Origin of the sequence: Bacillus sp. B15-48 (assembly GCF_016879755.1) — a bacterium.
Lineage (GTDB): Bacteria > Bacillota > Bacilli > Bacillales > Cytobacillaceae > Mesobacillus_B.
Genome location: NZ_WOFU01000006.1, coordinates 125054 through 147936, shown reverse-complemented (window position 1 = coordinate 147936; position 22883 = coordinate 125054). Strand labels below are relative to the sequence as shown.

At 38.4% G+C, this 22883-nt stretch carries 25 protein-coding genes; 9 read left to right on the top strand and 16 right to left on the bottom strand.

Annotation, left to right across the window (positions count from 1 at the left end; genetic code table 11):
- Positions 1–35 precede the first annotated feature (35 nt).
- From GNT69_RS18415 to GNT69_RS18380, 8 genes are all read right to left on the bottom strand, one after another.
- A complete protein-coding gene (locus GNT69_RS18415; protein WP_203556451.1) occupies positions 36–1193 on the bottom strand; it encodes an acetylornithine transaminase in 1158 nt (385 codons plus the stop codon).
- Positions 1190–1963 (bottom strand): acetylglutamate kinase, encoded by a 774-nt coding sequence (argB, locus tag GNT69_RS18410; protein ID WP_203556450.1) that lies wholly within the window; start codon positions 1961–1963, stop codon positions 1190–1192. The genes GNT69_RS18415 and argB overlap by 4 nt, the downstream gene beginning before the upstream one ends.
- A gap of 17 nt (positions 1964–1980) precedes the next feature.
- Positions 1981–3216: a bifunctional ornithine acetyltransferase/N-acetylglutamate synthase gene (gene argJ / locus GNT69_RS18405; RefSeq protein ID WP_203556449.1), complete on the bottom strand. Its 1236-nt coding sequence runs from the start codon at positions 3214–3216 to the stop codon at positions 1981–1983.
- A gap of 10 nt (positions 3217–3226) precedes the next feature.
- Positions 3227–4261, bottom strand: a complete 1035-nt coding sequence (gene argC / locus GNT69_RS18400) for an N-acetyl-gamma-glutamyl-phosphate reductase (RefSeq protein ID WP_203556448.1) — start codon at positions 4259–4261, stop codon at positions 3227–3229.
- Between the two features lie 195 nt (positions 4262–4456).
- Entirely contained in the window at positions 4457–5173 is a 717-nt protein-coding gene (locus GNT69_RS18395) for a YwiC-like family protein (protein WP_203556447.1), read from the bottom strand.
- 145 nt (positions 5174–5318) lie between these two features.
- Entirely contained in the window at positions 5319–5732 is a 414-nt protein-coding gene (locus GNT69_RS18390) for a hypothetical protein (RefSeq protein ID WP_203556446.1), read from the bottom strand.
- A gap of 113 nt (positions 5733–5845) precedes the next feature.
- A complete protein-coding gene (mobB, locus tag GNT69_RS18385; protein WP_239094325.1) occupies positions 5846–6379 on the bottom strand; it encodes a molybdopterin-guanine dinucleotide biosynthesis protein B in 534 nt (177 codons plus the stop codon).
- Positions 6367–7632, bottom strand: coding sequence for a molybdopterin molybdotransferase MoeA (locus GNT69_RS18380; protein WP_203556445.1), 1266 nt, complete (start codon positions 7630–7632; stop codon positions 6367–6369). Before GNT69_RS18380 ends, mobB begins: the two co-directional genes overlap by 13 nt.
- 227 nt (positions 7633–7859) lie before the next feature.
- Between GNT69_RS18380 and ric the strand changes: the two genes are divergently transcribed.
- A complete protein-coding gene (gene ric, locus GNT69_RS18375; RefSeq protein WP_203556444.1) occupies positions 7860–8561 on the top strand; it encodes an iron-sulfur cluster repair di-iron protein in 702 nt (233 codons plus the stop codon).
- 89 nt (positions 8562–8650) lie between these two features.
- Here ric and moaA read toward each other — a convergent pair whose 3' ends face one another.
- The gene (gene moaA / locus GNT69_RS18370; RefSeq protein WP_203556443.1) at positions 8651–9667 is read right to left on the bottom strand and encodes a GTP 3',8-cyclase MoaA; all 1017 of its coding nucleotides are present in this window, start codon (positions 9665–9667) and stop codon (positions 8651–8653) included.
- 409 nt (positions 9668–10076) lie between these two features.
- Here moaA and GNT69_RS18365 point away from each other — a divergent pair, with 409 nt between their 5' ends.
- Positions 10077–10775, top strand: coding sequence for a Crp/Fnr family transcriptional regulator (locus tag GNT69_RS18365; protein WP_481747682.1), 699 nt, complete (start codon positions 10077–10079; stop codon positions 10773–10775).
- Positions 10776–10854: 79 nt separating this feature from the next.
- Here GNT69_RS18365 and GNT69_RS18360 read toward each other — a convergent pair whose 3' ends face one another.
- From GNT69_RS18360 to GNT69_RS18350, 3 genes are all read right to left on the bottom strand, one after another.
- The gene (locus GNT69_RS18360; RefSeq protein ID WP_203556441.1) at positions 10855–11982 is read right to left on the bottom strand and encodes a TIGR04053 family radical SAM/SPASM domain-containing protein; all 1128 of its coding nucleotides are present in this window, start codon (positions 11980–11982) and stop codon (positions 10855–10857) included.
- 169 nt (positions 11983–12151) lie between these two features.
- Positions 12152–13447, bottom strand: coding sequence for an MFS transporter (locus GNT69_RS18355; RefSeq protein WP_203556440.1), 1296 nt, complete (start codon positions 13445–13447; stop codon positions 12152–12154).
- Positions 13448–13666: 219 nt separating this feature from the next.
- On the bottom strand, positions 13667–13978 hold the full coding sequence (locus tag GNT69_RS18350; RefSeq protein WP_203556439.1) for a metal-sulfur cluster assembly factor: 312 nt from the start codon (positions 13976–13978) through the stop codon (positions 13667–13669).
- A gap of 268 nt (positions 13979–14246) precedes the next feature.
- Between GNT69_RS18350 and GNT69_RS18345 the strand changes: the two genes are divergently transcribed.
- The 3 genes from GNT69_RS18345 (at position 14247) to GNT69_RS18335 (ending at position 15561) form a co-directional block, all read left to right on the top strand.
- Complete coding sequence (locus tag GNT69_RS18345) at positions 14247–15065, top strand: Cof-type HAD-IIB family hydrolase (RefSeq protein ID WP_203556438.1); 819 nt, start codon at positions 14247–14249, stop codon at positions 15063–15065.
- A gap of 155 nt (positions 15066–15220) precedes the next feature.
- Positions 15221–15373 (top strand): hypothetical protein, encoded by a 153-nt coding sequence (locus GNT69_RS18340; protein ID WP_203556437.1) that lies wholly within the window; start codon positions 15221–15223, stop codon positions 15371–15373.
- Positions 15373–15561, top strand: a complete 189-nt coding sequence (locus tag GNT69_RS18335) for a DUF3813 domain-containing protein (protein WP_203556436.1) — start codon at positions 15373–15375, stop codon at positions 15559–15561. The genes GNT69_RS18340 and GNT69_RS18335 overlap by 1 nt, the downstream gene beginning before the upstream one ends.
- Positions 15562–15603: 42 nt before the next feature.
- On the opposite strand, the gene GNT69_RS18330 is transcribed toward GNT69_RS18335, so the two are convergent.
- Positions 15604–16338: a BsuPI-related putative proteinase inhibitor gene (locus GNT69_RS18330; protein WP_203556435.1), complete on the bottom strand. Its 735-nt coding sequence runs from the start codon at positions 16336–16338 to the stop codon at positions 15604–15606.
- 57 nt (positions 16339–16395) lie between these two features.
- Entirely contained in the window at positions 16396–17241 is an 846-nt protein-coding gene (locus GNT69_RS18325) for a YitT family protein (protein ID WP_203556434.1), read from the bottom strand.
- Positions 17242–17363: 122 nt separating this feature from the next.
- On the opposite strand from GNT69_RS18325, the gene GNT69_RS18320 reads away from it, so the two are divergent.
- Complete coding sequence (locus tag GNT69_RS18320; protein WP_203556433.1) at positions 17364–18224, top strand: DegV family protein; 861 nt, start codon at positions 17364–17366, stop codon at positions 18222–18224.
- Between the two features lie 120 nt (positions 18225–18344).
- Complete coding sequence (locus GNT69_RS18315) at positions 18345–18476, top strand: DUF3941 domain-containing protein (protein WP_203556432.1); 132 nt, start codon at positions 18345–18347, stop codon at positions 18474–18476.
- A gap of 34 nt (positions 18477–18510) precedes the next feature.
- On the opposite strand, the gene GNT69_RS18310 is transcribed toward GNT69_RS18315, so the two are convergent.
- Positions 18511–19377, bottom strand: a complete 867-nt coding sequence (locus tag GNT69_RS18310; RefSeq protein WP_203556431.1) for a CvfB family protein — start codon at positions 19375–19377, stop codon at positions 18511–18513.
- 107 nt (positions 19378–19484) lie between these two features.
- On the opposite strand from GNT69_RS18310, the gene GNT69_RS18305 reads away from it, so the two are divergent.
- Both GNT69_RS18305 and GNT69_RS18300 read left to right on the top strand, forming a co-directional pair.
- Positions 19485–19976, top strand: coding sequence for a YajQ family cyclic di-GMP-binding protein (locus GNT69_RS18305; protein WP_203556430.1), 492 nt, complete (start codon positions 19485–19487; stop codon positions 19974–19976).
- A 122-nt stretch (positions 19977–20098) separates the two neighbouring features.
- Positions 20099–20962, top strand: a complete 864-nt coding sequence (locus GNT69_RS18300; RefSeq protein ID WP_203556429.1) for an SDR family oxidoreductase — start codon at positions 20099–20101, stop codon at positions 20960–20962.
- 297 nt (positions 20963–21259) lie between these two features.
- On the opposite strand, the gene ltrA is transcribed toward GNT69_RS18300, so the two are convergent.
- Positions 21260–22702, bottom strand: a complete 1443-nt coding sequence (ltrA, locus tag GNT69_RS18295; RefSeq protein ID WP_203554114.1) for a group II intron reverse transcriptase/maturase — start codon at positions 22700–22702, stop codon at positions 21260–21262.
- Positions 22703–22883 lie beyond the last annotated feature (181 nt).

The following is a 22883-nucleotide window of genomic DNA, read 5'->3' as shown; positions in this document are numbered from 1 at the left end:
AAAATTCATAATTATTCATTATTTCTCAAAAAAAATTATTTTTTTGCTGTGGATTGATTAATAAACGTCTCCTCTAACAATTCTACTGCCTGATCTATTTCTATTTTTTTACTATTTAACGGCGGAAGCAAACGGACAACATTTTCACCAGCAGGTAAAACAATTAAACCTTTTGAACGTAATTCGGATAAAACACCCGCTACATTTCCCGTAATCTCAATCCCAATCATTAACCCAAGGCCTCTAATTTCATTAACCCCAGCTATATGACTCAGTTTATCTTCTAATTTTTTAAATAAATAATCACCAATTGCGTTACTTTCCTCTAAAAACGATTCAGTAAAAATCGTTTCCATCGTAGCGATGGCAGCTGAGACAGCAAGAGGATTGCCTCCGAAAGTTGTTCCGTGACTGCCTGGCCCGAATGCGTCAACAAGCTCTTCTTTCCCAATAATCGCACCAATTGGAAACCCACTTCCTAACCCTTTAGCTACGGAAATGATATCTGGTTTAAGTTGATAATGTTGAAAGGCAAACGGTTTTCCAGTACGTCCAATCCCTGTTTGAATCTCATCAATAATTAGTAACGTACCATTGGCCTTGCACGCCTTTTCTACTCCCGATAAAAACGCTTGACTCCCAACATTGATTCCGCCTTCACCTTGTATCACTTCAAGAATTACAGCCGCTGTATTCTCATCAATGGCCTGCATAAATGCATCAAGATCGTTAAAAGGAAGATGAACAAACGTTTCTAACATTGGTCCAAAGCCATGCTTAATCTTATCTTGACCAGTAGCAGCCATTGAACCGAATGTTCTCCCATGAAAGGATTTCGTAAAAGAGAGAACTTTTGAACGTCCAGTTGCTTTGCGTGCCAGTTTTATTGCAGCTTCGTTCGCCTCTGCTCCACTATTTGAAAAGAACACTTTATCAAGACCAGCGGCATCTGCTAGCATTTTTGCTGCCTGTTCTTGTGCAGATTGTGGAAATAAGTTTGATACATGCCAAAACCTCTGTAGTTGGTTTTGGACAGCTTCTTCCACTTGCGGCGGACAATGCCCAAGATTACATACGCCGATTCCTGAAGTAAAATCTAAGTACTTTTTTCCATCTGTTGCCGTAATATACGCACCTTTTGCACTCTGCGGTTCGACTTCCCAGCGTGCATAGGTTGGAAATAAATGGCTCATTTTAAGACCCTCTCTTTATTGGTGATCACTGTTCCCATCCATTGTCCATCATCATAGAATGCTTTTTTTCCGGAAGCGATCATCACTTTATCGATGCCTTTTTCAAGGACAGACACCGCTGATTCCACTTTCGGAATCATCCCCCCATAAATATGGCCTTCAGCGATATATTGTTCAATTTCTATTACTGATGCTTCTTTAAGCATCTTGCCATCAATTAGAATTCCGTCTACATTTGTAACAAAAAGACAACGTTCAGATTGTAACGCTTTTGCCACAGCCGCCGCCGCGTAGTCAGCGTTTATATTTAATCTAAATCCATCGTTAGCTGCAGCAATCGGTGTGATAACTGGGATGAAATTTTCTTCAACCATCTTAAAAATAAACGATTGATTTACCGACGTAACGTTTCCAACAAAACCGAGTTTTTCTTTATCTATATAATCTGCTTGCAAACATTTTCCATCGCTTCCATTTAAACCAATCGCTTTCAGTCCGTTTTTTTCCAGCAAACCGACAAGCTGTCGATTCGTAACCCCTGATAGCACCATTTCAACGATTTCCATCGTTTGTTCATCGGTAATACGTAAGCCATTATGAAACTTTGATTCTATTTTTTTTAAGTCTAGCATTTTATTAATAGCTGGACCGCCACCGTGAACAATCACTGGATGATAACCGTGTGAAATTAACGAATGCAATGCATCGAAAAAACTTGGTGACACCTCATCGAGGACACTGCCTCCACATTTAATAACGATCGTTTTCATAATTACACCTACACCTCTTACGTACGATAACTTGCGTTAATTTTGACATAGTCATAGCTTAAATCACAGCCCCAAGCCATTCCTATTCCCTCGCCAACATTTAAGTTGACCTTTATTTCGACTATATCATTTTCTAAATAAGCCTTTGCTTCTTCTTCAGAGAAGGAGATTGGATTGCTCGACTTCAACATATCGATTGAACCTAATTTAATATCGACTGTATCAGGGTTTACGAAAGCTTTCGCTTGACCAACTGCACCAATAATTCGGCCCCAGTTTGCATCTGCTCCATAAATCGCTGTCTTTACAAGGTTTGATCCAACAATTTGCTTCGCAACTGCCTTTGCTTCCTCATTAGAAGCTGCTCCCGTTACAGAAACTTCGATTAACTTTGTTGCCCCTTCTCCATCCTTAGCAATTTGCTTTGCCAGACTTTCACAATTTGCTTTAAGCAACTCAACGAAAACTGGCCATTCTGGATGTTCTGGAGTAAGCGTGTCGTTGCCTGCTAGCCCGTTCGCCATGACAAGCACCATATCATTTGTTGACGTATCACCATCTACGGTAATTTGGTTAAAAGTCAAATCGGTAACCTCTTTTAAAGCAACACTTAAGTGCTCTGAAGAAATATTTGCATCGGTTGTCACAAAGCCTAGCATCGTAGCCATATTCGGATGGATCATCCCTGATCCTTTCGCGGCACCACCAACATAGACGGTTTTCCCATCAATTTGCGCTTGATAACAACTACCTTTTATAACGGTATCTGTTGTAAGAATCGCTGTTTGAAAGTCTTCTGCATTTTCCTTTAACTTACCAGGAGATAGCGATTGAATCCCGGATTCAATTTTATCCATTTGTAAATATTCGCCAATGACACCTGTAGAAGCGACAGCAATGAAATTTTCTTCTATATTAAACGCATCCGATGTTAATGAGCGCATTTTATAAGCATCTTCAAGCCCTTTTTGTCCTGTACAAGCATTGGCACATGCACTATTAACAATCACCGCTTGAATCGTGCCTGCTTTTGCAATGCTTTCCTTCGTGACTAATAGCGGGGCTGCTTGAAAATGGCTCGTTGTATAAACAGCTGCACAGCTAGCTGGTGTTTCACTGACAAGAATGCCGATATCAAGCTTACTATACCTTAAACCAGCATGTGTTCCTCCCGCCATGAATCCTTTGGGAGTTAATACACTTCCTGATTCTACTACTTTAACTATATCTTCCTCCGTTAATGCCTGTTTCATCATGTCCTCCTTACGGATAAATAGGAACAAAATCCAATCCCATTTTTTCTTCCAACCCGTTCATTATATTGGCATTTTGTACCGCCTGACCTGCAGCACCTTTCATTAAATTATCAATGACAGAAACAATTGTTAGCCTTCCGGTTCGTTGATCTACGTTCAAGCCAATATCACAATAATTTGAACCGCATACTTCTTTTACTGATGGATATTGCCCTTCGTTTCTTACTCTTACAAACGGATGGTTATGATACTGCTCTTTATAAAGATCAATAACTTCCGAGGTGGCTAATTCCTTTTTTAACTGTACGTAAATCGTTGCCATAATTCCTCTTGTAATAGGAATCAAATGTGTATTAAAAGTAATCGGCGCAATCGCTTCATCCCAAAGATTTAACTGCTGTTGAATTTCTGGAATATGCTGATGTTCATTTACTTTATAAATTCTAAAATTATCATTCATTTCTGCAAATGCATTCCCTTTGGTCAAGCTTTTTCCTGCACCTGAAACACCTGATTTTGCATCGATAATAATTCCATTTGGTTCTACCAAACCTGCAGCTGCTACTGGAGCAAGACCGAGGAGCGTAGCTGTAGGGTAACAGCCTGGATTTGCAACAAGCTTCGCATTCTTAATCTGTTCTTTATTCCATTCACTGAGCCCGTATACAGCTTCCTTAATCACTTCCTGGTTTACTGGCTCATGTTTATACCATTGTTCATATTCCCCTTGTTTCTGTAAACGAAGATCCCCGGATAAATCAACAACTTGGATGTCTTTTCCGTAGAAAGCCTCTGCAAGCTTTCCTGAAACTCTCGATGGTGTCGCAAGAAAAACAAGATCTGCTTCCTCTGCAATCACCTCTGGATCCGCCTTTGTTAACGTTTGTTCAAATACACCAGTAAGATGAGGGAACTCTGCTGTGATTGGTTCTTCATCCCTCGTTGAGTGGATTGAGTGAATGCGGAAAATAGGATGATTATATAAAATCCTAATCAACTCGCCCCCACCATATCCTGTCGTACCTATGACCGCTACTTTCACTCTGTTCCTCCTTCCATGATTATGTATAAATAATCATCTTTACTTATATTTATTAATTTCGGTTCCTCTTATTATAAAAACTCCTCTTATGAAACGCAACTAATTTTACGAAAAATGTACAAAATTTTTTAATTTATTTAAATAGAACTTCTAAAAATGAAAAAACACGACCAGGTGGCCGTGTTTTTTCATTAATTAAAGGATAGCAAATAACATAATAATGAAGAAGAGGACTGCATTAACAATTTCATAGATTCCTAATCTCATCATCCCAAGGGGATTCCCGTAAAACACAATTGCTCGGATAAGGCTTGGAAGAAAAGCGATTGCTACTACCCACTCTCCTATTAAAAGCCATAGTATTGTTACAACTAAATGATAAGTCCATGAAATATATTTATAACGAATGTTTTTCTTTTCTCGTACCATTGTTTTAACATAAAAGGTGCTACCGATAAAAAACAGGATGGAAACGACAAAGACAAGCATCGCTTCAGGATTTATTCCAGCATTCGCTAAGTAGCTACTTGCTAAGCCTGCGATGGAAAAAGTAATAATCGCACTCACATCATTTAAAAGCGCACGATCGTTATTTTTGCTTGAGAAGTAAACGTTAATAATAAAGAAAGGAATCATTGCCAAACCGAAGTAAATAATGGATGGCGTTGTAAATAATGGAACCATTAGCAATAATAGTGCGGGTATTAGATAAATAATTGTCCATTTTCGATAAAATGAAATATTTTTCCCTTTAAAAAGCAAAAGCATTGGATACGTAGCTAAATATAATAAAATCCACCCGAAGAAAAATGGAATGTGCTGCCATACGATTTCAGTTGCTGCTGCTCCTAGCCAAAATGGAATGATAAGCATCGCCCATGCGCCATGCTGCTTCGGTAAAAACAACTTCATTACACTCACCCCTTTATAATCTATTTTTACTATAAACCATATATTTATATATAATAAGTGAACCTCATCACATTTTGATTCACTAAAAATAGACCTTCACAGAATCGTCAAAAAGGATCTGAAATTGGCATAAGAAAAAGACACCTTATAGGTGCCTTTTAGCCACTTGATATCTTATGATAAAATTCTTTATAAATAAATGAGGTTTTAATACGTAAACAATTTTATTGCTAAAAGCAAGACCGAGCAAAAAGAATAAGGTAATAAGAAAATGCACCTTTGGGAGTACGGAAATTGTCGTAATCAAACTCATATCTGGATTAAGTTTAATTAAACTAATTAACCATAAGAAAAACTGCGCGTATTCATTTGAAAAATAAATCATTGCCAATCCTGACACCGTACTTAAAATAAACAAACTATTTATAACACCCGTTAATAGCCTTTGCCCTTTCGATCCGCATGAGTTCTGACGATGCCATATAAGCCCCATGCCGACAATAGCTAATACAGTATAAGGAAATACCACCCATAATAAGATTTCATACATTTCCATCATTTTCACCCCTGCAACGTATTTAAACAGGTATTTCAATTAATATTTTACCTATTTAAACAGGCAAGCACAGTGATAAAAGTTGTCGATATGTCCAAATTTCGAACTTTTTCTTTTTATTTATTTTCCAACTCGGTTTTCACATATTCAAGGATCCATGTATGAACGTCATTAACAACAGTAATAACAGGGAATGGATACGAGTTCTTGAGAGAGTCCGCTAAATCTGTACTACGGCAATAAACAACTTGAATGTTTTGGAGTTCTTCAAGAAGGTGAACATCGCGTTCATTCCTGAGCAGTACAGCCTTCGGAAAATTTGCGTGTTTATGACCTTCAATTAAGACAAGATCAGGATTTAATGCGGACAACCATTGAATTTCTTCCTGCAAACTCCATTCAGTTTTTTCAGCTTGGATGACAATTCTGCCTTCCCCTTCAATTAATGAAGCTAAAGCACCTGCCTCTACATGTCGAACGGAATCCTTCTTCTCGGCCAAATCAGGCTTCCCCCCATGACCATGGTGCTTAATTGTAACAACTCGATAAGCTTCGCTTGCGAGCCGCTTAACAACCTCAATCATCATTGTTGTTTTCCCACTATCTTGGTAACCAACAATTTGAAAAATAACCGACTTTACCAAGGCCATTCGGACCCTACTTGGTCATCAAGCAATAATACATCTACAATATCGCCCCGTTCAAACCCCCTTGTTCCCCCTGGTAAAATCATCAGTGAATTCGCCCCAGCAAGACTCATTATAATATTCGATTTATCAAGTCCGCTTGGTGAAACAACAAGTTTCCCATCTTCAATTGTCAAGGTACTTCGAACGAACCGTGTAAAAGGATTGGCTTTAGGAAAATTCGCATCAAGTACGGCCTTTTCTTTGCGAAGCTGCGGTTTCTCTGAAAAAAGCATCGTTCGAATGATCGGTCTCGTAAATAATTCGAAGCCAACATAACATGCAGAAGGATTCCCTGAAAGACCAAATAAGAGCTTTCCATTCAACTGGGCCACAGTTGTCACACTTCCCGGACGCATGGCTACTTTATTAAAAAGAACCTCTGCTCCAAGTTTTTCATATATTTGTGGCAAATAATCAAAATCCCCAACAGAAACTCCACCGGTTGTAATGAAAAGATCTACTTCCTCAATTGCTTTTTCTACAGCCTCAAAACAAGTATCAAAATCATCTGGTAACTGACCAAAATAATGAACGTCAGCACCGGCTCTTTTAATTTGAGCTGCAATCATATGGGAATTACTATTGCGAATCTTCCCTGGTACTAGTGGCTCTCCGACTTCTAACAGTTCTGTCCCTGTTGCATAAAGACCGACTACCGGCTTTCTGGCAACAGGCACTTTAGCATACCCGAATGTCGCCAACATCGCCTGAATGCCTGGATTAATAACCGTACCTTTTTTAACAAGAACTTCTCCCTCTTTTGCATCTTCGCCACGATAAGACACGTTCTCGCCTTGTTTATGCACCTTTTTCACCGTCATATACCGGTTTCCATCTTCCTCTAGTTCTTTCGCTAACTCCAACATCACGACAGCATCGGCTCCGATTGGCATTTGTGCTCCTGTCATAATTCGGACAGCTTGAAATGGGCCAAGCTCCTTGTTTGTTAGCATTCCTGCGCCAATATGGTCAATAACTTCAAATTTGACCGGATTTGCTTGTGATGCCTCTTTTGTATCTTCTGAACGAACCGCATAGCCGTCATATGGTGCACGATTAAAATGAGGGACATCACTCGTCGCTTTTAAAGCTTCGGACAAAAACCTTCCATAGCTCTCATCAATTGAAACGAATTCAATTGATCCATTTATTTTATATTGCATGATTCTGCTAACAGCTTCACCAATTTGAATAGGTGTTCTTTTTTCTAACATATTTTCAGCTCCTACTAAAGGCGTTAATTTATCATTAATACCTTAATTATAAGGCTATATAGATTTCCTTTTCATGAAAAATATCACAAATTCATGAAATCATATTTATTTCTCGTTTTATTCGAAAAAAATAAACATGTGTGATACAAATCACCTAACAATAACACCATTTCCTATATGATGAGATTGTAAACAAACATTTAACCCATTTGAAGGAGGAAATTTTAATGCAAATTCCATTTAATCAACATACATTAGTAAGAGACATCGTAAATCTTTTCCCAAAATCAAGTGATATTTTTAAGAAAAATCGAATTGACTTCTGCTGCGGGGGAACTGTTCCGTTAGCTGATGCAGCAGCTGAAAAATCCGTAAACGTTGAAAGCTTGATGACAGAGCTTGAGGAACTTTATGAAAAAAATGCAAATTCAGCAGAAGATATGGAATTTTGGACACAAACTGAATCTGCTGTCCTTGTAAAACATATTCAAGACAAATATCATCGCACTCTTGAAGAAGAGCTTGCACTTATGAGTCCGTATGTAACAAAAGTTGCTCGTGTTCACGGTGACAATCATCCTGAGTTAATCAAAATGCATGATTTATTCTATGAACTAAAAAGGGAATTATTAGAACACACAGCAAAAGAGGATGCGACCGTTTTCCCATCCCTCCTTTCATTAGATGATCCAAATGTTAAAAATCGCGAGCAAATTCTTGAGGAAATTCAAGAATTGGAGAAGGAACATGACCATGCAGGTGCTATTCTTAAAGACCTAAGAGATGTTACTTCCGATTTTGAACCACCAATCGATGCATGCGGTACGTACCGCTTAGTATATAAACGTTTAGAAATGCTAGAAGAACACACCTTTATGCATGTTCACCTAGAAAATAATATTCTCTTCCCACGTTATTTTGAAGCGTAAGAGATGACAGAAAGCTCCCGGACTTCCGGGAGTTTTTTTTTACAAAAAGAATCGTTCCCGAAGACATTTTGCCTTGGGAACGATTCTTTTTATCCACCTATATAAGACATCTCAATTTTCTTGCGGTTAGCTACAGTCTCTGCTGTTCTTTCTTCGGAATAACGATCTGTGCGGCCATTCCAAATTTTGATGATTCGAGCTTTCAATTCCTCGTCACTCGCACCAGCCCTCATAAAGTCACGTATATCATAGCCATTGCCATTAAATAAACAAGTAAATAGTTGTCCATTAGCAGATAATCTTGACCTTGTGCATGTGGAGCAAAAGGCTTCGGAAACAGAAGAAATAAACCCAACATGTGTATCTGTTCCCTTATATTTGTAACGTTTAGCTACCTCGCCATAATAAGCTGAACCTGTTCTTTCTAATTCAAATTCTTCCTTTAACATTTCATATATTTCTTTTTTCGTAATTACATCATCCATTTTCCATCCGTTTGTGCTGCCCACATCCATAAATTCGATGTAACGAAGCTCCAACCCTTCGTTTTTACAGAAATGAGCCATAGGCAGAATTTCATGGTCATTAAGGCCTTTTTTTACAACCATATTAATTTTTATCCCTAAACCAGCTGCTTGAGCCGCTTTAATCCCTTTAATAACAGGGCCTGTTCCTACATCGCGACCGTTCATTTGACCAAACAACTCATCATTTAATGTATCTAAACTAATATTTACACGCTTTAATCCCGCCGCTTTTAACTGGCCGGCCAGCTTCGGTAACATGACTCCATTTGTCGTCAAGGCAATATCTGCTAAGCCATCAATGACTGAAAGTTTTTCTATTAGAATAGGAAGGTCCTGTCTTAATAGCGGTTCTCCCCCTGTAAGCCTAATTTTCTCAACACCAAGACCAATAAAAATTTTAGCCACTCGTTCTATTTCTTCATATGATAATAGCTCACTTTTTGGAAGAAACGCAAAATCCGGGCCAAAAATATCAGCCGGCATACAGTAAGTACATCGGAAATTACAACGATCGATAACGGATATGCGTAAATCTCTTAATGGTCTATTTAATTTATCTTTTACTAACTCTTTATTCATCCTATCAACTCCAGTGTTGAAGTTTTGTTATTGGCCATTAATACTGAACATATTCGATTCTTAACCCTTTAAGTACTATGAGAATTTTTGTGTTCAATTTAATGATACTATAAATATAACAGCAAAAACTACATCCATAGTGTAAATACGATAAATGTCATGATGTTGTCACGTTTCAATCATTATTCTTATTCCTACCTTTTTTCACAAAACAAAAATAATATGTGAATTTTAATCGTAGATATTTATAATAGCATACATCTTCACGGTAAAATTTTTACAAAAATATGAACAACATCACAGAAAAAGGTGACAACTTTTCAACAATTATCTTCGAGTATGTGTTTTTTACTATAGCGATGTTAATATTAGTTAGATAACGAAATTAACTCTAAAAAGGGTGATGAGCATGCCTCAACTAACAAAATCCACACACTCGATTGAAATAAAAGAATTACTAAAATTTGCAGATCGAACAATTCACGCAAAAAAAGGGACTTACCTCTTCCAAGAAGGGATGGATGCGGACGAACTATATCTCCTCATCTCTGGAAAGGTTCAAATAAGTAAAATTACACAGGATGGCCGTGAACTAGCACTCCGTATTTGCGGCGAAAATGATCTATGTGGTGAGTTAACTTTGTTCACCGAATCACCTAAATATTTATTAAGTGCATTAGTGATCGAAGAAGGCGAAATTGCCGCAATTAAGAAGGACGTTATCGAAAAAGAAATCTTCCAAAATCCTTCACTTGCCTTTGAATTCATGAAATGGATGAGTGATCACTTCCGTAAAACACAGACTAAATTTCGTGACCTTGTTCTTAACGGAAAAAAAGGGGCATTGTTTTCAACGCTTATCCGGATGACGAACAGTTATGGTGTTGACTGTAAGGATGGAATATTAATTGACCTACCTTTGACCAATCAAGAGTTAGCTAACTTCTGTGGTACATCAAGAGAGAGCACAAACCGAATCCTAAATGATTTAAAACGTGAATCTATCATTTCTATTACAAAAGGGAAAATTATCGTTCATAATTTGGATTATTTAAAAGCAGAAATCGGCTGCGAAAACTGTCCAGCAGTGTACTGCAGCATTGAATAGAAGTGGAACCAGCAAACCGGTTCCACTTTTTTTTATAAAAAGAGAGGAACGAACTATTTCATTCCAACTTTTCCCCTGCCTATAATTTCCGCTCTTTTTGGTTTCGCAGTGCTTTTGGAACATACACACAGAACGGTTCACTCTCAAGGTAATCGCCAGTCATTGCATATGCTCTCGAGCGCGAGCCGCCACACACATATTTGAATTCACATTGACCACATTTTCCTTTAAATCCATCTGGGTTTCTTAATGCTTTAAAGATAGGAGATTCGCGATAAATTTCCGCTAAAGGCTGTTCACGTACATTCCCTGCTTTTACAGGAAGTAACCCACTCGGATACACATCACCGATATGAGAAATAAACACAAAACCATTGCCATCGTTTACACCTTTAGGTGCCCTTCCAAGTCCATCAATTGAACCTGTCATCCCTTGCTGTGTCAAAGCATCTAGGTATTGTATTTCTTCCATCTGTTCTTTTGCTTCCCGCCTTTTATTTTGGATAACGACACGACGATAATGTTGTGCCGCCGTTGTCTTAATGTCAAAATTCACTCTTTTGCTTAATTCATATAACCAATTAAACACTTTTTCATGTTCAACTGGAGAAATCATGTCTTTCTCTTGACCTCTACCTGTTGGAACTAGGAAAAACACACTCCATAACACACATTCTAGCTCTTCAATAAGCTGTGCCATCTCATCCAAATAATCATAATTATATCGGGAAATGACTGTATTGATTTGAATCGGGATTTCAAGCTCGTGTAAATATTTAATTCTTTCCATTGTTAAATCAAATGAACCGGCTGTTCCACGAAAGTGATCATGGATTTCAGCCGTTGGTCCATCAAGACTGAATGCCCAACGGGATAAACCTACTTCCTTTGCTTTTTCAATGGCTTCCTTCGTTACATTCGGGGTAGCGCTAGGTGTCATTGAGACGCGTACACCTTTTTGAATGGCATAAGACGCGATATCAAAAACATCCTCCCTCATTAGCGGATCTCCACCGGTAAAAACAAGCATCGGATTATTCATTTCGTATATTTGATCAATTAATTGCTTACCTTCTTCAAAATTCAATTCTCTTGGATCTCTACGGTATTGAGCTTCGGCGCGGCAATGCAGGCATTTCAACTGGCATGCCCTTGTCAATTCCCATATCACTATAAATGGATCTTTATGAAAGTCCCTTGAAAACATTTTCTATGCGCCTCCTATTTTTAACTTGTAATACAATTATAAGTAACTTTTCAATAGTAAAAAGTGAGATACCTCACTTTTTAATCTTTGACTATGGCAGTTTTGTGAAATAGATTGAACTCGTGTACAACAAAAGGTCCAGAGATAAATATCTGGACCTTGAGAATTTTTATTTAATTTTTACTTCTGCATTTTTACGCTGGTAATAATACCAGTTTAATATGAATGACAGAATGTAAATAACGATAAAAATGTAAAGAGCGTTTATCGGTGTGCCAAAGTTCGAAGTCGACCACCCGAATAATTGTGGGATAAAGAATGACCCATAAGCAGCAAATGCAGCTGTAATCCCAAGAACAGGTGCTGATTCTTTCGCCGAAAAAATATTTGGTATCATTTGGAAAGTGGACCCTGAACCCGCACCTGCCGCGATAAATAAAATTAAGAAGGACGTTAAAAACCCTGTGAAATTTAAAGAATTTGTATAGTAAATAACAATGATTGCACCGATTGACATAACTACAAAGGAAATCGCTGTAATCAGTACGCCGCCAAACTTATCAGAAAGCCAACCACCTACCGGGCGAGCCGCGGCAGCTAAAAATGCGCCAATCCATGCAAGTCCTATGTACTCAGGAAAGAGATTTTTTAACACTAATGGAAAGGCTGCTGAGTAGCCAATAAACGATCCGAACGTAGCTACATAAAGAATTGTCATGATCCAAGTGTGTTTACGCTTTAATACAAGGAATTGTTCTGCCACTGATTGCTTCGCATTTGGTAGGTTATCCATTCCAAAATAAGCAGCAACAGTTAGAAGGACGATTGGAATAACCCAGACGAATGCGGCGTTTTGCAACCAAACTTGAGTGCCATCAGGCAAAACTTGACCTTCTGTGTTTCCACCAATAAAAGCAAAAGTGCTTGTCGCAATCGCTAAAGGTGTAACAAACTGAACAACGGAAACACCCATATTTCCTAAACCGCCATTGATTCCTAATGCTGTTCCTTTTTCAGCTTTCGGAAAGAACATGGAGATATTCGCAGTCGATGATGAAAAATTCCCGCCACCTAAACCACAAAGACCTGCCAGTAACACCATCACCCAATACGGAGTCTCTGGATTTTGTACAGCAAAGCCAATTCCTAATGCAGGAATAATTAAAATCCCCGTTGCAAAAACAGTCCAATTTCGTCCACCAAATGCCCCCGTACCAAATGTATAAATAAACCGAAGTGTCGCCCCGACTAACCCTGGCAAGGCAGCAAGGGTAAATAATTGTGCATCGGTATAAGCAAAACCTATATCATTCAGCCTAATAGAAACGACCGACCATATTTGCCAAATGATGAAGGCCATCATTAAAGAAGGAACCGAAATCCACAGATTCCTCTGAGCATGTCTTTTCCCTTCCACTTTCCAGAAAGACTTATCTTCTGGGTTCCAATTAGTAATCCTAGCCATATAAACTCCTCCTGTAAGGTGTCTGTTTGTTAAGTATTCTCTTTGAATGAAATTTATATTATCATAAGCGTATTGGTTAAATTGTTAACTTTGTCACATTATTCAATATTGTAACAAGTACTTTTAGATAAAATTCACAATACATTCACTTTCTTTTCAAGCTCATGCTTGATACACAAAAAAACCGCCTGGAACGATATCCAGACGGGAACGCCATTATTAATCTCTAACGCCAAGGGCAATCTTTGCGTAACGCGACATCATGTCCTTTGACCATGGAGGAGTGAAAACAATGTTAACTTCAGTGTCCTTCACTTCAGGTAAATCACTAACCGAATGCTTCACTTGTTCGACAATGGTCCCAGCCATAGGGCAGCCCATTGAAGTTAAAGTCATCGTTACATTTAGCAACCCTTCGTCATTTAACTCCACATCATATACAAGCCCTAAATTAACAATATCTACTCCTAATTCAGGGTCAACAACCATCTCTAAAGCACCCATAATACTATCTTTTAACTCTTGATCCAATATCGTTCACTCCTTTTTCAATCCTGATACAGTTTTATCTTAACAGTTTTTGCTTTCTTTTACAGCCTTTAGACCTTGTGAATCTTTAACTTCATTCTTACTCTCTAAATGCAAGACATTTCGTCCGCATAATCATATCTTTTCCGATGGAAACCTATTAAATGATTTTTTTAAAATAAATATGTAAAATGGTTACCATAACAACATATTGATTATATATACGAAATTGTTATCATTTAAAGAATAATAAAGAAGAGAAGGAGTTTTTATGGCCGAAAAACATTTAATTGCATTGGATTTAGATGGAACGCTTTTAAAAGATGATAAAACCATTTCCGAAAAAAATAAACTTGTTCTCAAGAAAGCACGAGAACAAGGGCATCAGGTCATGATTGCCACTGGAAGGCCCTATCGTTCAAGTGAGATGTATTACCGTGAACTAAAGTTAGATACTCCGATTGTCAATTTTAATGGCGCTTTTGTTCATCATCCGCTTGATAATGGTTGGGGGATTCATCATTCTCCACTATCTGTTCAAGTGGCCAAGGAGATAGTCGAAGCACTTGATTCATTCCACTTCCATAACATTATTGCCGAAGTCATTGATGATGTGTATTTTCATTATCATGACGAAAAGCTATTTGAAATTTTTAATTTTGGCGAACCGAACATTACGACCGGCGACTTACGTAAATTTTTAAAACGATCCCCAACTAGTATGTTAATTCATACGGAAGAAGATCAATTAGCCACGATTCGGGGTCATTTATCTGAAGTACATGCTGAAGTGATTGATCACCGAAGTTGGGCAACTCCGTGGCATGTAATTGAAATTGTGAAAGCTGGCCTTAACAAAGCGGTTGGCTTACAAAAGGCGGCAGATTATTTCAATATTCCACCCGAAAGAGTCATTGCTTTTGGGGATGAAGACAATGACCTTGAGATGTTAGATTACGCTGGCCACGGAATCGCAATGGGGAATGGAATAGACGCTGTCAAAAATATTGCGAACGAAGTCACATTGTCAAATGAGGATGATGGAATCGCGGTTTACTTAAACGATTTATTAAACTTAAAGGTCCTATAACTTAACTCCTTGCTGAACGGGAACGGGGTTGGAAAAAAGCTGTTAATTTCCGAAAGACTTTTTTGATTTTTCAACGTAGTCGTAGAGCATACTAATGAATGAAGCAGATGAGACTCTGTTTCAAATCATGCTCTGATATTGAATGGAGGGGTAATATGGGAAAGTCGAATAAGTCGAAGCGCTTCGTCCAGCAAGGAACAGATAGTGTAAGTAGGCATGCCGAACGAATCCCGTACCACACCACATATGCTGAAGCTGAAGCAAGGAAAATGTCCAATCAGAAGAATTCCTCTGTAGGAGGGATATAATGGGTAACCGTCTCTTTCAAGAAGCAAGACAGGCGGTTTCGATGGCAAAAAGCGCTAATGGAGAAGAACGTCAAGATTCCATCAAGCGTGCCGAGAACGCTCTTTCTTCTGCATTTGCCAATTCAACACTCGCTGAAAAGCAACAGTTGCACCAATATCAAGACGAGCTTGATTCAATTAAAAATTAACAATGAAAAGCTGGCACAATTGTGCCAGCTTTTCATTGTTTTTTAGTAAAATGTTTCTAATAGAGCTGGGTACGAATGGATGATTTCATTCTGCTCACTACGCTCGTAGAGATGTAAAACGAGCGTGCCATTTCTAGGCAGTTTCTCTTTTGGAATTGAAAGTTTAATCGAAAAAGGATACCATTTACCATTTGTTGTCTTCGTGGATACTGCTGTTTCTAGGACTAATTCATTATGTCCATCTTCCACCGTATAAAAGAATTGCCCATTTGTTGGATTGGCCAAACCTTTCACGACATAATTTCCCCCTTTCCCACTCGTTTCTACTTCTTTAAATACCGGATTTTCCGCAGGGACATTCATGTTCTTCGTATCCGATAGCGGAGCTTTAGATGACAGTAATTGTGCGGTAACTTCATAAGCACCGGGCTGCAATGAATGTATCCACTCTTCCACCCAAACTTTTTTTTCTTTTGGGGCAAGCTGTACAGTTGTAATCACTTGGGCAAACATTTTATCCTCTGAAAAAGTGTATACAATCTTTCCGTCTGGATCCCGGACAGTTAGCTCATAAAGTTGACTTGACGGAAACTCTAACTCTTTCGGCGAATCGCTTTCATTTTTCAAAACCAATTCAAAAGATATCTTTTCAGACGTTGCAATTGGGTCAACAAAAAACAGCAGTTCCTCTGCGTTATTCCGCTCGTTCCCATGAGTAGAATTCAGTGGGCTAACAAGAAAATAAAGAAGTGGAAAGACGAGAAAAATTTTCTTCATACGCATCTTAATTCCTTTCCGATTCGTTTTTTTATATGTACGACCTTCTTTAAAAAACTATTCCCGACGAAAAAAACCAAATACACCAGAAGTTTCAACAATATTTGTAAACGCCTGCGGGTCTACTTCCCTTATGACTCTCTGCAAATCATATAACTCATAACGTGTGATGACGATAAACAGCATCGTCTTATCTGCGTTTGTAAAACCGCCTTTTGCAGGCAGCGTCGTAATCCCTCTAGTTAAGCAGCGATGAATCGCTTTTTTTAATTGATTTTCTTTTTCCGTTATGATCATTGCTGTCAATTTCTCATGTCTAGTATGAACCGCATCAATGACACGTGTGGACACATAGAGCTGGACAAGGGTATATAACGCTTTTTCCCAGCCATATAAGAAGCCTGCGGTAACAATAATAATACTGTTTAAGGTAAAAAAATATGTCCCAACCGGACGATCATGCATTCTTGACAAAACCATCGCAACAATATCCATCCCACCTGTTGATGCTCCCCATTTCAGCGTAAGTCCTACACCTAAGGCAGAAATGACTCCTCCAAATACGGCATTGAGAAGAATATCTTCGGATACGTGAATAATCGGTAAAAGTTCAAGAAATAAGGACATTAGCAATACCGATAGAAAACTATAAATTGTAAAGGATTTTCCTACCTTTTTCCACCCAAGAATAATGACAGGAACATTTAATAGAAACAGAAGAATCCCTGTTGAAAGATAAAAGGGAGTAAATTCAGCAAAAATACTCGAGATTAATTGGGCAAAACCAGCAAATCCACTTGCATAAACATTGGCTGGGATTAAAAAGAAATTCATAGCGATGGCATTTAATATTGCTCCGACGAGAACAATAAAGAACTTCTTCGCATGGACCTTAGGCAACATTCCATCCTCCTTTCCCTTTTTGTATGGTTTTCCCTTCTTTCCCTATTTTCAGTACTTCTGATTGTATTTTATTAACGAAAAAGCTAAACTAAAGTCATAATAGGAGTAAGAAGGTGGAATTTATGGGAGTAAAAATTATAGCAGATAGCGCATGTGATTTACCCATTCAGTTTTTTGAAAAAAATGACGTAACAATGATTCCATTAAAAGTACTTATAGATAACAACGAATATGAAGATCAAAAAACAATCCAGCCGAATGAAGTATACAATCAAATTCGTAATGGAAAACACCCAAAAACATCACAGCCTTCACAATTAGCTTTTAAAGAAGCTTTTGTTGAAATTGCTAAAAGTAAACAACCTGGCATATACATAGCGTTTACTTCTGAATTATCTGGCACGTATCAAACCGCTGTCATGGTCCATGAGCAAGTAAAAGAAGAATATCCGGACATAGATTTAACTATTGTTGATACAAAATGCGCTTCCCTTGGATTCGGACTTGTTGTCATGGAAGCCGTACGTATGGCGAAAAACAACGCTACAAAGGAAGAAATTCTTAGCGATATACGTTTTAGATGCCTTCATATGGAACATTTATTTACCGTTGACGACCTTGATTATTTAGCAAAAGGAGGACGTCTCTCAAAGGCATCTGCCTTCCTTGGGGGAATCCTAAATATTAAGCCACTTTTAAATGTTGAAGATGGAAAACTCGTTCCGATTGAAAAAATACGCGGAAAGAAAAAACTGTTAAATCGCATGATTGAATTGATGAAAGAACGAGGAAACCAAATGGAATCACAAATCATCGGAATTAGCCATGGAGATGATTTAACGACTGCCAATGAAATGAAAGAGAAAATTGTTCAAGCTTTTCAACCAAAAGAAGTAGTAATCACTTCAGTCGGTGCCACTATTGGCTCTCATACCGGCCCCGGCACAATCGCAATTTTCTTTTTAAATAAGCTTCCTTCCTAGCAATAGCAAATCTGGTTTCACTACCAAGGTTCATGGAGATTGACTTAGTTATTGGCTTGTATACTCCGCAAATGAAGTTGGCAAGCTAAAGTTGATGACTTATGGAAGGGAGAATTAACGATGCCACATACTTCTGATAACGATAAAAAAGCCAAAGACAATAATGCGTTACGTCACGAAAAAAACATGTTAGCGGAGAAAAACCGTAAAGCTGGGAAGAATCAATACTCTAAAAAAACCGATCACTTATAAAAAAATGAGGCTGACCAAGTTGGTCAGCCTCATTTTATTTCTCTTCTTTTTTATAGGTCCACCCTTTTTCTTGATAAACCTTCCCGTCTCTCATCAGTCGTCCTAACGCTCTTTTAAAAGATGACTTACTAAGATTAAACCGCTCCATAATATCCTCAGCCATGCTCTTATCACTGTATGGCATTGCACCATTTCGTAACTCGAGGTAATCCATAATTATTTTTGCATCTTCATCAAGTGCTTCCTGTTTTCTAGGCAACAGGGAAATATTTACCGAACCGTCTTCTTTTACGTCAATAATTCGCCCTTCGACTTTTTCCCCAATCCTTGGTTCTTCTTTCCGCTGGGATTCGTGGATGAAACCACGGAAACCTTCAGCTGTGATCATCCAACTTCCGACTCTCGCTGTCCGGTATATATGACCGTGAACATTTTTATTAAATTCTTCCCTTGATGCCGATATTGAAATTTCTTGGATGATTTGATCGCTCGCCATCCGCGCATAAATCTGCTGATTTTTAGTAACTCGTAATGTGATGTACAACATATCTCCTTCTTGTGGCCAAACCGTTTTAAAAGTAGGCAAATCGTCTATTCCGAGTAAGATATCTTTTTTTATCCCGATATCAAGAAATGCTCCTAAATCCTGCTTTACACTAACGACGGGTACCCAAGCATAGGTCCCAACAGAAACCTCAGGTATCGTAGTCGTGGCTGTAAGCCGGCCATTTGAGTCTACATAAAGAAAGACAGTTACGTTATCGTCCTCAGAAAACTCTTGATTCGTATCATTAAAATGAAGGAGAACATCTTGCTCCCCATCCGTTAAAAAATAGCCGAAATCGGCAATGCGTGAAACAGTTAACTCCACTGTTCGACCGGTGTATTCATATAGAGACATTATCTCTTCCTCCTGAATTATAATAAGTAATAATTTTGTAAAAGTTGTTTAGACTGCTATATTTTACTATAATTAGACTTAGAATAAAAATGTTACCGGAGGTTATTATGGCAAAAGAGAGTTCATTTGATATTGTATCCAAAGTTGACTTTGCTGAAGTCACGAACGCAATCAATATTGCAATGAAAGAAATTAGCACCCGCTACGACTTTAAAGGGAGTAAAAGCGACGTTACCTTGGATAAAGAAGAACTTGTTCTTGTTTCTGACGATGAATTCAAGCTTGAACAATTAAAGGATGTCTTAATTGGAAAGTTAATTAAACGAGGTGTTCCAATTAAAAACTTAGACTATGGAAAACTCGAGGGCGCATCTGGTGGTACAGTCCGCCAAAGAGCGAAGCTTATTTCGGGAATTGATAAAGAAAATGCAAAAAAAATCAATACAATCGTAAAAAACAGTGGTTTAAAAGTGAAAAGCCAAGTTCAAGACGACCAAGTACGGGTTACAGGGAAAAATAGAGATGACTTACAGCAAATTATTACCGCAGTGAAAGAAGCCGATTTAACTGTCGATGTACAATTTGTAAATTATCGTTAAATTATTTATTAGACGCAGTTCCTTAATGGGACTGCGTTTTTATTTGGCTGATTTTTCCACGGTTTCTCCGGTATACCTATTTGGAAAAGTAAGAAGTGAGAAAAAACAGAGGAGTGAACAGAATGCAGCAAAAGGAGAAAAAACAATTTCCCCCTCAGCATCAAAATCATCAGCCAGGTACAGAAAATGAAATGGAGCCAAAACCTGTTTCAATTGATCAAAATTACCAAGGTTCAGGAAAGTTAAAGGACAAAGTCGCCCTGCTAACAGGAGCTGATAGTGGAATTGGAAAATCAGTGGCCATTTATTTTGCTAAGGAAGGCGCTGATATAAGCATCGTCTATTTAGAAGAAACGGAAGATGCACAAGAAACGAAGAATCTCATTGAAGCCGAAGGGCGAAAATGTTTGCTCTTAGCTGGAGATATTGGAAATGAAGAATTTTGTAAGCAAGTTACGGAACAAACAATGAGTAAGTTTGGGAAAATTGATATTTTAGTCAACAATGCAGCTGAACAACATCCGCAGAAGAGCTTACTTGATATCACTGCAGAACAATTAGAAAAAACGTTTCGAACGAATATTTTTTCTATATTCTACCTAACAAAAGCTGTCCTCCCTTATTTAAAGCAAGGAAGTACCATTATCAATACGTCTTCCATTACTGCTTATAAAGGGAATGAACAATTAATTGATTATTCCGCAACAAAAGGAGCCATTGCTACGTTTACTCGTTCACTTGCGATATCTTTAGCAAAACAAGGTATCCGCGTGAACAGCGTCGCTCCAGGTCCAATCTGGACGCCGTTAATTCCTTCAACCTTTCCAGCTGACCAGGTCGAAACTTTCGGCAGTAATACGCCAATGGAAAGGGCAGGACAGCCTTACGAACTCGCTCCCGCCTATGTTTACTTGGCGAGCGATGATTCAACCTATGTTACCGGACAAACCATTCACGTGAATGGAGGGACAATTATTAACGGTTAGAACAAGAGGGACAAAATGTCAGCGCACGTCAGGGCTGGAGCACATCGACTGAGATAAGACTTTTCTTGGGGCTTGGTTCTCACGGTTACTGACCGTTGAAACACGAAGAGTGGAAACGCGTTCGTTTGAGTGGAGATGGCTGAAGTCCACTAGACGCTGGAGCTGGATGCAAATAACTAGTACCCACCTTGAACATTTACAATTCCTGGAACAAAAATAAAGTAGGGAAACCTTTCACAAGGCTCCCCCCTTATCAAACCGTACGTGCCCTATTAAGGCATACGGCTTACCAACGTGTTACATTGAATACTTTGCTATTCTTTGTGCATAGTTCATTTTGCGAACGCGGTCAGGTGTATAATACTCCCTTCCGCGTTCTTTTGCTTTTTGGACCTTCTTTTGTTGTTTCTTCTCTTGGCTCTTCTTCATATAATCAATGTAGGATTCTGGAGTATAGCCATATTGTTTTCCGTAGTAATATTGAAAAGTCGCTACCAATCCGATTCGAACGAAGAACTCGATATTCCATTTCGTTGTCATTGTCCACCCTTTTCTTTGACTTGGGTGTTTATGAATCATGCATACTCGTAACCTTCTTCTAATATAGCCATCAATTGCCTTTAATTCATTTCCAATGACATTAAAGTAGCAGTTGCTTTTTAATCCATATTCTTCGTTTGCCTTTATTGCTTCCCAAAGAGTTAGAAAGTAATTTACTTTTCCTCTAATTACAGGATTTACTTTCTCTATCCAAACCTCTTTACTATATGTAAAGGTCTTTCTCGTTTTGGTTTTTATCTTTTGGCGAAAGTCATCCCATGTGGACTCTTTAGGTTTAGCTATGAAGTATGGTTTTCCATCTTTCTTTCGGTTTCTCCAGTGTTCAAAGGTGAATCCTAAGAAATCGAAATCATCATGGTTAAAATCCACGACTTTGGTCTTCTCGATAGAGATTTCTAAGCCCAATTCTGCTAGTTTGCCTTTGGTAATTTGTTCGGCTCGTTTGATGTCTTCCTTTGTTTTCGCAAATAGAAGAAAATCATCCGCATAACGCACAAAACGAATTCCATTAAGGTCTAGTTCCCAATCTAATTCATTTAAATAGAGGTTCGCAAGAAGTGGTGAAATTACGCCTCCTTGCGGAGTGCCAGAATCTGTTTGATGGAATTTGCCTTCTTCCATATAGCCAGCTTTTAACCATTTCCAGATAAGGTCTAGGACGGTCCCATCTGCTATATATTTCTGAAGCACCTTCATCAATTTCTTATGTGGAATATTGTCAAAGAAGCCTTTAATATCGCAATCATAGATATAGTTATAGCCTTTTTCCACGTTCCACATTATAAGCTGCACTACTCTTTTAGCACCTCTATTTGGGCGGTAGCCACATGACCAGTTGTGGAAAATAAATTCTTCACATTTTGGTTCTATTACGTTTACTACGGCTTGTTGGACAATGCGGTCTTCAATGTTGGGGATTCCAAGTGGTCGCATTTTTCCATTTTTCTTGGGAATATACTGTCTTCTGACAGGTGATGGTGTGTATTCTTTCGCTCGAAGTTTCGCAAGAAGTTGATTGATATTCTCGTTCTCGTTAGCTTCGTAGCTTTGAATGGTCTCACCATCGATTCCACCAGCTCCATTGTTAGACTTTACCTTTTCCCAGGCAGCCATTAGTTTTCGGTCAAAGAGAATTTGTCCGTAGATACTATGCCATTTCAATTTCAGTTCTTGATTCAATGCTTATTCCACACCTTTCATTGTGTACATCCAGTTCGTTTTACCGAGGTAACGTGTTCTGTTTTCATTACACACCTCTATTAGAGTAGAACCACGAGGTCGCATCCCCTTCCGTTCGGAATGTGTTTAGTCACATTCTTACTTCCGTACTATGAGAGCGTCTGACTTCTTCACTCGTAAT